This is a genomic window from Paenibacillus sp. CH40 (genome assembly GCF_024213605.1).
GTDB lineage: Bacteria > Bacillota > Bacilli > Paenibacillales > Paenibacillaceae > Paenibacillus > Paenibacillus polymyxa_B.
Window position 1 is genome coordinate 170845 of the sequence record NZ_JANAVQ010000001.1, and the last position, 12528, is coordinate 183372.

A 12528-nucleotide genomic window follows, 5' to 3' on the forward strand; every position below is an offset into this window, starting at 1 on the left:
CTTGAAGAATAAGAGCCGCAAAACCATAAGAAACAAAAAGCCGCTCTATAGTGTAATTGACCCGGATATGAATGAATTAAGTATGATACAGCGCGTGAAGCCACAGCCTGCGGAGAGGGAGACAGAAGCAAGACTTCATCAAGTTGCTTCTCCGCCTCCCCCAACCAAAGAGGAGCCGGAGCTACAGACAGTTGTCGAACCTGAAATCGAGGTTTCGCATGAGACAGAGGTTGAAGGTGCGGATGCAGAGGAGACTCAAGTGTCAATGGAGGAACCCCAAGAGCTAGAACCAGAACCACAACCAGAGCCGGAGCCAGAACCAGAACCTGATCCAATTGATGTGGAGGAAATTTTGAGCAATAAGAAGGCCCCACATGTAAACAATGCTTTCATCTATACAGACGATTTGAGCGATTTCGCTGTGACGGGTGAGAAGATCGCTCCCGCTTCCATAGATTTCAGCAAGCTGAAACAAGAGAGCATCCACACGGAATCTCTGGCGGATTATGCCGTTCAAACGATTAAGATAGCCGACGGTGCTGTGACTTCTTCGAAGATTGCCGCAGACTCCATTACGGTGGAACATCTGTCGGACGCATCGGTGTCAGGCAGTAAATTGCAGGATCGCTCCATCGGTGGTGAAAAGCTTCGAGATGGCAGCATCACTCCTGAGAAGCTGGCTGATAAGATTATCAGCGGTGATCATATTGCGAATGGCTCCATTGAGAGCCGTCACTTCAAGCAATGGATCGTGTCTTCAGATATGCTTCAAGATCAGTCGGTCACCTCGGATAAAATTCGCAGTGGTACGATTCAATCGAACAATTTGGCTAATGAAGCTGTCGACAGCTCCAAGCTGGGCGATCAATCTGTGACCACTTCCAAACTGCGGGATGGTGCTGTGGATGGAGCTAAAATCCAAGCTGGCAGCATTGAGAGTGCACACCTGACCGAGCATGCCGTTCATGCAAGGCATCTGGCCCCCGGTTCGATTAATCGCAAGCAGCTATCCAATGGAATTGTGGGTAAGGAACAATTGGAGGAAGGCGTTGTTAGCGGGCGCCATCTGGAGTCTGAGGCAGTGACCAGTGCGCACATTCAGGCTGGAGCGATTGAAAGAAAGCATCTGAGTCCTGGCTCCATCGGGGAAGAGCAGATTGGAACGGGCCAAGTGACAGCCCGCCACCTGGCGGATCGGAGCATTCAGTCCAATAAACTGGCAGATCAGTCTGTAGGCTCATTGCAAATTGTCGATCAATCCGTCACTTCATCCAAGATATCGGATCAGAGCATTTTACCACACAAAATTGCCGACGAGGCGGTACTTACCAGACATATTGCTACAGCAGCCATACAAGGTCCCCAAATTTCTCCGGAGGCAGTCTCTTCCGTACACCTCCAGTCGGAAATCATTCGAAAAGATCATATTGCATCGGAGGCGGTTACGGAGCAACATTTGCATTCCGGGGCTGTGACGAGCGAGAAATTAGGGAAGGGGGCAGTGTTGGAACACCATGTGGCGAATCAGGCTGTCAAGGAAAATCACATTGCCTCGAGCGCGATTAAGTCTGACAAAATTGCTGACGAAGCAGTGACAGAACCTAAAATTGCCACAGGAGCGGTAACTGGAAATAAGATTGCCCCTCAAGCCATTACACACGCACACATTGCAACGGGGGGGATTCGTGAAAACCACCTTGCCGACAACAGTGTGGGTGGAAAGGCATTGCAGGCTCAATCTGTCGATTCGACCCATTTGGCCCAGAGTTCTGTGCTGAGCAAACATCTTGGGGAAGACAGTGTTGGAACCTCGGCTTTGCAAGAACAGTCCGTTACCGCAGACATACTAGGGGAAGGCGCTGTTCAAACCGCGCATTTGGCCAGCGGAGCGGTGTACTCCCATCATTTGCAGGACCATGCCGTTACTTCACTGAAACTATCGCCGGAAAGTGTGGCCACGGATAAAATCAATGATTTGGCGATTACGGCTCCTAAGTTAGCTGAGGGTAGTGTCACTTCCTCTAAGCTGTCTGCTCGTTCCGTGCAGCCGTGGCATATTACGGATAAAGCGGTGCAGAGTAACCATCTGGCTGTTGAAGCGGTGGAGGCGAATCATCTCGCTCCAGAATCGGTCACCTCTAATCATTTGCAATCTGCATCGGTCCAAACCAAACACCTCGCCCCCGACAGTGTATCCGGTCATGCACTTCAGTCAGAAAGTGTCACCTCTGAGAAGCTAGCGGCCCGTGCTGTGCAGGCTTCTAATCTGGCAGAAAACAGCGTGGGTCCCGGACATTTGGCTGCGCAAGCCGTACACACTCAGCATTTGGCTGCAGGAGCAGTGCAGGAGACGGAATTAGCCCAGAACGCTGTAAAGTCTGTACATCTTGCGCCCGAATCCATCCAATCGGAGCACTTGCAAAGCGGGGTCATTCAGGGAGAGCATATCGCATTGCAGGCTATAGCGACTCCGGCCTTACAGGATGAATCGGTCACCTCTGCCAAACTGTCGGAGGGAAGCGTAACTCCCACCAAACTGTCTGCCCATGCCGTGCAGTCCGGACATATTATGGACGAAGCTGTACAAAGCAACCATTTGGCTGTGGCGGCCGTGGATTCGGCACATCTGGCTGCAGGAGCGGTCACCTCAGTGCATCTACAGGCTTCCTCGGTGCTCACGAGACATTTGGCCCCGGATAGTGTGTCCGGTCGTGCGCTTCAAGCGGAAAGCGTCACCTCGGAAAAGCTGGCAGCCCGCTCGGTACAAGGAATGAACCTCGCGGAAGGCAGCATCGGCCCTTCACATCTTTCTGCGCAGTCGGTGCACACTCGGCATCTGGCAGCTGGAGCAGTACAGGATAGAGCACTGGCAGAGGGTGCAGTGAAGTCCGTGCACATCGCACCGGAATCCATCCAGCCACATCATCTGCAAATTGGAACCATTCAGGGAGAGCACATCGCGTCACAGTCCATATCAACCGATGCTTTGCAGGATGAGTCTGTTACGTCCGATAAACTGGCGGATGAGGGTGTGACTGCCGCCAAGCTGTCAGCCCACTCGGTCCAGCCGTGGCACATTACAGACGAAGCGGTGCAAGCCAAACATCTGGCAGAAGAAGCCGTCCAGTCCAATCATCTGGCCCGGGAATCTGTCACCTCTGCCCATTTGCAGGCTTCAGCGGTGCTTGCAAGCCATCTGGCTCCAAATAGCGTATCTAGTAGTGCGCTTCAAGCAGAAAGCATCACCTCGGAAAAGCTGGCGGCACACTCGGTGCAAGCGACGAATCTCGCGGAAGGCAGCGTTGGCCCTCCACATCTGTCCACGCAAGCGATACACACCCGGCACTTGGCAACGGGCGCAGTACAGGACAGAGCGCTAGCAGAAGGGGCAGTGAAATCCGTGCACATCGCACCGGAGTCCATCCAATCGCATCATCTGCAAACGGGAACCATTCAGGGTGTGCATATCGCCTCACACGCGATATCGACCGATGCTTTGCAGGATGAGTCCGTTACGTCCGACAAGCTGGTGGATGAGGGCGTGACTGCCGCCAAGCTGTCAGCCCACTCGGTCCAGCCGTGGCACATTACAGACGAAGCGGTGCAAGCCAATCATTTGGCAGAAGAGGCTGTCCAGTCCAACCATTTGGCCCGGGAATCCGTCAGATCTGCCCATTTGCAAGCTTCGACGGTGCTTGCGAGCCATCTGGCCTCGGATAGCGTATCCAGTAGTGCGCTTCAAGCAGAAAGCGTCACCTCGGAAAAGCTGGCGGCACACTCGGTGCGAGCGTTAAATCTCGCGGAAGGCAGCGTCGGCCCTTCACATCTGTCTGCGCAGGCGATACATCCCCGGCATTTGGCACCCGGCGCAGTACAGGACAGAGCGCTGGCAGAGGGGGTAGTAAAGTCCGTGCATATCGCACCGGAGTCCATTCAGCCGCACCATCTGCAAACGGGAACCATTCAGGGTGTGCATATCGCCTCACAGGCCATATCGAACGATGCTTTGCAGGATGAGTCCGTTACGTCCGACAAGCTGGCGGATGAGGGCGTGACTGCCGCCAAGCTGTCTGCCCACTCAGTCCAGCCGTGGCATATTACAGACGAAGCGGTGCAAGCCAATCATTTGGCAGAAGAGGCCATCCAGTCAAACCATTTGGCCCCGGAATCCGTCACCTCTGATCATTTACAGGCTTCCTCGGTGTTTGCGAGACATCTGGCCGTGGACAGTGTGTCCAGTCGTGCGCTTCAAGCAGAAAGCGTCACTTCGGAAAAGCTGGCGGCACGCTCGGTGCAAGCGACGAATCTCGCGGAAGGCAGCGTCGGCCCTTCACAGTTGTCTGAACATGCCGTACACCCCCGGCATCTGGTACCTGGCGCAGTACAGGATAGAGCGCTGGCAGAGGGAGCAGTGAAGTCCGTGCATATCGCACCGGAGTCCATTCAGCCGCACCATCTGCATCTTGGAACCATTCAGGGTGTGCATATCGCATCCCAAGCAATATCAACCGATGCTTTGCAGGATGAATCCGTTACGTCCGACAAACTGGCAGATGATGGTGTGACTGCTGCCAAAATATCTCCTCATTCGGTCCAGCCGTGGCATATTACGGACGAAGCGGTGCAAGCCAATCATTTGGCAGAAGAGGCCGTCCAGTCGAGCCATCTGGCTCCTGAATCTGTCACCTCTGCCCATTTGGAGGCTTCGGCAGTGATGACCCGGCACATTGCCCCCGGGAGTGTATCGGTTCACGCGCTCCAGGCAGGCAGCGTGAACGCTGAGAAGCTTGCGCTTCGGGCGGTGCGTGCTTCGAATCTGGCAGAAGCCAGCGTAAACTCCGTGCATTTGACGGAGCATGCCGTACACGCTCAGCATTTGGCCGATGGGGCGATCCAAGGGTCCGCACTGGCAGAGGGCGTGGTGCAGTCCAGGCATATCGCGCTGGATTCAATCCAGTCGGAACATCTGCAAGCAGGGGCAATTCAGCCGCAGCATGTAGGCTGGCAGGCGGTGGCTGAGGATGCTATACAGGAAGGAGCGGTGACGTCCAGCAAGCTTGCAGATGGAACGATACAGTCCCGCCATGTGGCTGAGGAAGCTATTGAAAGCCACCACATTGGAGAGGAAGTTATTGATTCGCATCACCTAAAACCGGGCTCGGTGACACTGGCTCAGCTGTCCACAGATATTCATCTCTCCGGACTTTTGCCAGAGGAAGGTGTCAGTGGCGACAGACTTCAGGCAAACAGTATATCTCGCAGCCATCTGCAAGCTCAGGCCGTCGACAGCGAGGTACTGAGCCCGGAAGCTGTGGGTCCAGAGCATCTGCAGGCTGCTGCGGTACAAAGCCATCATGTGGCAGAGCAGAGCATTGAAGGTCATCATCTGGTGGAAGGCTCTGTAGGCTCACGTGAGCTGGAGCTAAACGCAGTGAAGCCGGAGCATTTGAGCATCACTCCGGTCCGTACTTGTGCGAATCAGCCCGCATTGCAGCAGTTTGGCAGAGCGCCGTTTCTTTTGAAAGGTAGTGAAGGAGAGACGGAAGTGACCATTGTATTCGGGGAGCCTTTTGTAAACCCAGACTACACGTTGGTAGCGATGACGAACCACCCTCTCTTTCATGCAACGCTGAAATCTCAGACACCGAATGGAGCAGTGATCGTCGTAACCAAGTGGAACGAAACCGCGCATAATTATGGTATTATTTCCTGGATCGCCATTGGCTAGTGAAGATGGTTATTGTAGAACTCATAGCGTGCAGACTCATGTATTTTCTAAATACAGGGCTGCACGCTTTTTCATATACTTTTCACACATTTGCTCCACAATTATCCCGAATTCTCCTGATAAGCTAAAGATACTTTAAAGGAGAGGTGATTCAATCATGAAAAAATGGACTAAAAATGCAGCAGCCGTATTGACCGTAGTAAGTGTACTGGGAGGAGCAAGCAGTGCATTCGCCGCTACAGCAACAACGACTCCAGCGAGCACTGCACCAGCGATCAAAGCTCCTGTGGTTACGACTCCGGCTACCAAAACACCGGCAAAAGCACCTGTGACGAAAACACCTGTGGTGAAAGCACCTGTTAAAAAAGCTGTAACAGCTCATAAAACAACAACCAAAGCGAAGAAAGCTCCTGCTAAAAAATCCGTTGCGAAAAAAGTGGCTAGCCACAAAACAAAAGCAGTGAAAGTGCAGCACCGTACAGTTAAACATCATGCAAAAAAACATAATGTTGTTAAACACAAAGCAACAGCTCATAAAACTCGTGCACATCATGTCGTAGCTAAAAAAGTGACTCACAAAGCTCCAGTTAAAAAAGTAGTCCCAGCAAAAACAGTGAAAACAGCGCCAAAAACAGCTGCTAAAGTAGTAACAACCAAGAAATAAGATTGATGTGTAATTAGCTTTCAGCTCGCCTGGCATATACAGCAGCGATTCATGATAAGAAAGACGGGACCGGGAACGGTATACCCGTCTTTTGTCTATTCTGCTGGGCTTCTGTTAAGCTTAAAGAGAGGATGGAAGCATCCAGAACAACGGCAAGGGGTTAAGGCCATGACAAAAATAGTAGTAGTGGATGACGATGTGTTCATTTTGCAATTAATATCTGAATATTTGAAAAAAGAATCCTACGAGGTCACTTCCTTTTCCAGTGGTAAAACACTGGTAGAGCATATCCGTACGAACCGTCCGGATTGTCTCGTTCTTGATATTATGATGCCTGGCATTGATGGGCTTTCTCTACTGACTCAGCTTCGTGATTTTACAGAAATGCCGATCATTATGATCTCTGCCCGTGGAGAAGAAAACGACCGTATTCACGGGCTGGAGCTGGGATGCAGCGATTTTTTGACCAAGCCCTTTAATCCAAGAGAGTTGGTAGGAAGGGTTAAAGCGATGCTGAGACTGAGCAAGGCCGGAATGTCTGCATCGGACGATAGGCAAGCGGCAGGAAGCGCAGATCTTTGCCATGCGGGCAATCTGTGTATTTTTGCTGACTTTCGTAAAGTCACAGTGGACGGACAAGAGCTAAATTTGACCTCACGTGAATTCGACCTGCTGCTGTTTCTTGCGAATCATCTGGAAAGACCTTTTGGCAGGGAACATCTGATTCAGCAGGTGTGGAGCTATGATTTTATAGGTGATGTGAGAGTCGTGGATGATCTGGTCAAACGGATTCGTAAAAAGTTAGCTGAATATCACTCTACGCTCGTCATTAACACCGTATGGGGTTTCGGATATAAAGCAACGGTTCAGGAGTTATAACCATGCGTACGATGAGAGCTAAAATACTGCTTTCCCTGTCCATCGCCATGCTTATTACCGTCTGTATTACGGTCGTTTTATTCATCAGGCTTATCGACGACATTCTGGTGAATCAGGCTAAATCCAAGCTCCATGAGCAGGCGCGCAAAGCCGTCCATATTATGAGCGACGGAGGCTTTGATCGACTGGATAATGCTGAATTCAACTATGTTATCAAGGGCGTGCTTTTATCTGCCGACTACTTTATTTTAAGTACGGATAACCGTATCATCGACTCAAGCGTCTCTGGAATGGAAGGCAAAAAGATCGAGCGTTTGCTTTTGATCCGCCAGGGATTTTTTGCATCGGTTCATCCGTCTCTCCAGGATCTGACCGCTACACATGAAGGGGTAGCTGTGCTTCAAGGTAAAAAGGTACTGTTTACGAATGAGGAATTGCCCGGACAACCTTTTCGTATTTTTGTATACTCACCCTTATCTTCCTTGAGAGCACTGTATGTACCGTTAATGAGAACCACATTACTGTCTATCATCGCGGGTTTTTTGGTGATTCTCGTCATTGGTCTGATGGTTGTCTCACGTCTGGTGCGTCCACTCAAACGATTGAAAGAGGCGGTAGGCAACTACGAACCGAATCAGCCACAGGATAGTGATTTTCCGCAGGCGGATAAAAGTGAGATTGGCGAGCTGATCGGTACCTTTCATTCCATGTCCGCCCGTATTCAGCAGCACCATCAGGGTCAAATTGAATTTCTACAAAATGTATCTCACGAGCTAAGGACACCGTTAATGTCCATTCAAGGCTATGTATATGCCATTCAGGATCAAGTGGTATCCCAGGACGAGGGGCTGAGTATCATCAAAGTGCAGTCCCAGCGGTTAATTGATATGGTGGAAAAGCTGCTGCAGCTATCAAGGCTGGAAGCGCTGAATGAGGAATGGCCTGTCTCTCTCGTTGATCTTAGAAGCATGGCGGAGGATGCTGTTCATCTATTGATGCCGGTGGCTGCTGAACGTTCTATCTCGCTTCGAGTGGAGGGAGAGGGCCTGCATGTGGCCGTTCCGGCCGAGCAATTGTTCCGTATAATGTTGAATTTGTTGCAAAATGCAGTTCGGCACACCTCTACGGAGGTTGTCATTCATTTGGAGACAGGGACAACACCGGAGGTTGTATGGGTTATGCATGTGGATGATGATGGAGGAGGGCTGACCGAACAAGAGGCAGCCGAGGTGTTCGGAAGATTCTATGCGGGCTCGAATGGTGTCACAGGTCTTGGATTGGCTATTTGTCGTCAAATTGCTACCCGATTGAACGGAGAACTACTCTGCACCCGTTCGCCATTGGGTGGAGCACGCTTTAGCTATATCCAGCACATGTTATAAATGAGTACAGAAATGGGTAAAAATGATCGTTTTTTCGGCCTAATATCCCATTTATCTAACATAGTATGAGAGGTTTTTGGTGATATTTTAGATATAGCTTGACTGGTAGGTACAAAACTGAGTAAAATTAATCGTATATACCTTGACTCCTGGACGTCGTTTTTTTAGATAGTGGTCAATAATAGTGATGAATAATAAATGAAAGAGTGATGAGATGAACCGCCTTTTGGAAGTGAAGGACTTAACGATATCTTTCAAGACCCGTCAGGGACTAGTGCAGGCCATTCGTGGCGTAAACTTTCATGTCAATAAAGGAGAGACGCTGGCGATTGTGGGCGAATCCGGCTCAGGCAAAAGCGTAACCTCACAAGCTGTTATGAAGTTGATTCCGACCCCTCCGGGCATCTATCAAAAGGGTCAAATTATGTTTGACGGACAAGAGCTGATTAATAAAACAGAAAAACAGATGCAAAAAATTCGTGGTAAGGAAATTGGCCTGATTTCTCAGGACCCAATGACTTCGCTTAACCCTACGATGAAAGTCGGCAAGCAGATCACGGAAGTGCTTTTCAAGCATGAAAAAATATCCAAGGATGCTGCTCGCAAGCGGGGTATTGAGTTGCTGAATCTGGTAGGTATTCCACATCCTGAACAGCGTTTTAACCAATATCCGCATGAATTTAGTGGCGGTATGCGTCAACGTGTCGTCATTGCGATGGCATTGGCTGCTAATCCGAAACTTCTGATTGCCGATGAACCGACGACAGCGTTGGACGTAACGATTCAAGCTCAAATTTTGGAGCTGATGAAGGATCTTCAGAAAAAGATCGATACTTCCATCATCTTTATTACGCATGACCTCGGTGTTGTGGCGAAGATGGCGGACCGTGTTGCCGTTATGTACGCAGGACAAATCGTGGAAACAGGTACGGTTAATGAAATTTTCTATAACCCGAAACATCCATATACATGGGGCCTTCTCGCTTCTATGCCAAGTTTGGACAGTCATGGTCAGAAGCTGGCAGCTATTCCGGGAACACCTCCGGATCTGCTTCACCCACCTGTAGGGGATGCTTTTGCAGCCCGCAGTTCTTATGCTATGAAAATTGACTTTGAGAAAGAGCCTCCACTCTTTCAATTATCCGATACGCACTTTGTAAAATCATGGTTGCTGCATCCAGATGCGCCTGCGGTTGAGCCACCAGAAGCGGTAAAGGCTAAACTTCGCAAGCTGGATAACGCATTTGAAAAGCCGGTTTTGGTAGAACAATACGGCAGTTAATGCGCAACGTAATTTATAACTAAACCAATGAGAAATAAAAAAGGGCTGTTCTCTCCGTGTGGAATCATTCTACGGAGGAAACAGCCTTTTTGGTGTAATATCGCAGGTTGTATGCGCCTGTGGTTATTGGTGTTAGCGGGCAGTGCTTACAGCTTACCGGAACCAGCTTGGGAAGTGACTTCTGTCTTCACACTGGCGGATGGGGAAATTTTATCGTTCAGCGATGGTTTCCAGCCTACAGAGGAGCTAAGACCCGCGCTGGAGCCTGCGTTAACAGCTTGTCCATTCAGGATTGTGCCCGTATCTGACAGGGCAGTTCCTCCAAAGACAGTCACGATTTTAGCTGCAGATAAACCGGCAACGTCAATGACATTGTTTTCGGCGAAGATTTTGGAGGATTTACCTGCACCCCATATATACAGTAAAGGATATTCGGAGCGTTTTACATCACCTGTATAGTAATTGTTGTACAGATGGACTTGTCCATACCGTACACGTGGTGTGCGTTGTACCGTGTTTTCATAATAGTTGTGATGCAAGGTTACACGTAAAGCTCCTTCATCTGCTGTTTTGCTGTCACTGTTGCCAATAATCGACGATTTATCATGATCGTAAAAATGATTGTAAGAAACCGTAACCAGATCGCCTTGGTTAATCACATCGAGAAGTCCATCATGATGCTGGTATTCTTGACCGTAAAAGGTACCGTTTTGGCTATCGGGGTGAGACCCATCATTGAAGGTATTGTGATCTACCCACACATGTGTGGCGCCGTTAACTGTAATACTGTCATATTCCGAATTCCAATTGCCTGTGCTGCCGTCTGTTGGGTCCCACTGAGGGAAATAATCGTAGGCATCCTGAAATTCAATATTACGGATAATAACGTTGTCTGTCCCTTTTTTTAGCTGGAGGTTTGCGCCGTTAATGACGGCGTCGCTACCCAGCCCGACAATGGTTGTATTGGACGGAATATCAATAATGACACGACTGGCTTGATTTTTTTGTGAAGCTTCGCGTGCCTTTTCCAAAGTGCCGGACGGAGCCTTTTTACCCCAGGTGGATGGGTCATACGCTTTGAGGTAGGCGTCAAAATTATATTCAGTGTCCTTGTAGTCGTCCAATCCTAACGGTTTATTATTGTCATCGACGTTGGCATTGATCGTGCCTTTGACATAAATAATTTTAGGCACTGTGTTGCTGCTTTTGCCTAAGGCATCGACAAGTTGCTTGCGATTCGTTACGGTGAAAATATTGGAGGTAGTCGCCGTAGCTCCACCTGTTGTGCCTGTAGAAAAGGCTGCCCATCCGTTTTTGCTGCCGAGCGTCTCCTTGCCAATATCGCTGGCTGCATGAGCAGGTGCACCTATAGGAGCCAGAGTAGTGAACAGTAGAGCCGCTGCGATTCCGAGTGAAAATCTCTTTTTCATAAAATACCTCCGTATATTGGATTAATGGAGTAGATGAACGAAGGGAGTCCCGGGTGCTCCTGTGGTTTCTACATTTTCTATCATACTTCGTGTTCCAGTATTTGTTAATATAATAAAAGTTACATACTAAAATTTTTGTCGAATTTTTTATATAATTCAATAGACCCCTTCTTTTTCCAATCAAGACGTATATGTAATAATGAAAACGTTAACAATCACACGGAATAGGAAATGTATATATGAATATATGGAATTGTTTATGTGTTTTTCTCAGAATGTTAACGATTTCATTTCGATTTATAGATTTTTGAAGAATCCTCAAGTAAAATGGCTTGTAATAAAGCTGAGGAGGAATGGGCATCATGGCAGAGCATTTAGCAGATATCTTGAAGTTGTTGAAGCAAAAAGAGTGGGTAGATTTGTCCCACGCTTTTTATCCTGAAATCCCTCATTTTCCCGTATTCGATAATGTTCAGGTGGATACCCTGTTTACCCACGACGATGGCTTTTTTGTAAAACAATACTGCTTTCCCGGTCAGTATGGGACTCATATTGACGCACCCGTTCATTTTGTGAAGGGCAAACGTTACTTGCATGAGCTTTCGTTGAAGGAACTGGTTTTGCCGCTAGTTGTCATTGACCGTTCAGCAGCCGTTGCAGCCAATTCTGACTATGAACTTACGGTTGCGGATATTTTGGACTTTGAGAAAGAGCATGGACGCATTGCTGATCAGTCCTTTGTCGCTTTTCGCAGTGACTGGAGCAAACGTTGGCCTGATTCAGATGCCTTCTCAAACAAGGATGACGCTGGAGATGCACACTGTCCGGGCTGGTCGCTGGAAGCGCTACGCTTTTTGGTAGAAGAACGGAATGTAGCTGCCATTGGACATGAAACACTAGATACTGATTCCTCTGTAGCTTATCGCAATGCTGGCAAGCTGGTAGGGGAATATTACATATTGGAGCAGGATCGGTATCAAGTTGAGGTGCTGACGAATTTGGACAAGCTACCCCCGACGGGCGCGGTCATATATAATATTGTTCCGAGCGTTCAGGATTCCCCTGGATTTCCGGTGCGCTCCTTTGCTATTTTGCCTTAATCATACAGTACCCAGTCATTTGAAAAAGATTATATAATTTAAAAGACCGATTCAGATATCGAC

7 protein-coding genes are annotated in these 12528 nt (G+C 49.0%); 6 read left to right on the forward strand and 1 reads right to left on the reverse strand.

The genetic code is table 11. The features are described from left to right. Position 1: 1 nt before the first annotated feature. From NLX73_RS00705 to NLX73_RS00725, 5 genes are all read left to right on the forward strand, one after another. The gene (locus tag NLX73_RS00705) at positions 2-5728 is read left to right on the forward strand and encodes a WIAG-tail domain (protein ID WP_254325097.1); all 5727 of its coding nucleotides are present in this window, start codon (positions 2-4) and stop codon (positions 5726-5728) included. Positions 5729-5885: 157 nt separating this feature from the next. Then, on the forward strand, positions 5886-6392 hold the full coding sequence (locus NLX73_RS00710; protein WP_254325098.1) for a hypothetical protein: 507 nt from the start codon (positions 5886-5888) through the stop codon (positions 6390-6392). A 168-nt stretch (positions 6393-6560) separates the two neighbouring features. Continuing rightward, a complete protein-coding gene (locus NLX73_RS00715) occupies positions 6561-7271 on the forward strand; it encodes a response regulator transcription factor (RefSeq protein WP_061828739.1) in 711 nt (236 codons plus the stop codon). Between the two features lie 2 nt (positions 7272-7273). Further along, the gene (locus tag NLX73_RS00720; RefSeq protein ID WP_254325099.1) at positions 7274-8653 is read left to right on the forward strand and encodes a sensor histidine kinase; all 1380 of its coding nucleotides are present in this window, start codon (positions 7274-7276) and stop codon (positions 8651-8653) included. 214 nt (positions 8654-8867) lie between these two features. Next, the gene (locus NLX73_RS00725) at positions 8868-9935 is read left to right on the forward strand and encodes an ABC transporter ATP-binding protein (RefSeq protein ID WP_013311421.1); all 1068 of its coding nucleotides are present in this window, start codon (positions 8868-8870) and stop codon (positions 9933-9935) included. A 146-nt stretch (positions 9936-10081) separates the two neighbouring features. Here NLX73_RS00725 and NLX73_RS00730 read toward each other — a convergent pair whose 3' ends face one another. Beyond that, complete coding sequence (locus NLX73_RS00730; protein ID WP_254325100.1) at positions 10082-11365, reverse strand: pectate lyase family protein; 1284 nt, start codon at positions 11363-11365, stop codon at positions 10082-10084. 362 nt (positions 11366-11727) lie between these two features. Between NLX73_RS00730 and NLX73_RS00735 the strand changes: the two genes are divergently transcribed. After that, positions 11728-12465: a cyclase family protein gene (locus NLX73_RS00735; RefSeq protein WP_165178643.1), complete on the forward strand. Its 738-nt coding sequence runs from the start codon at positions 11728-11730 to the stop codon at positions 12463-12465. Positions 12466-12528: the final 63 nt, after the last annotated feature.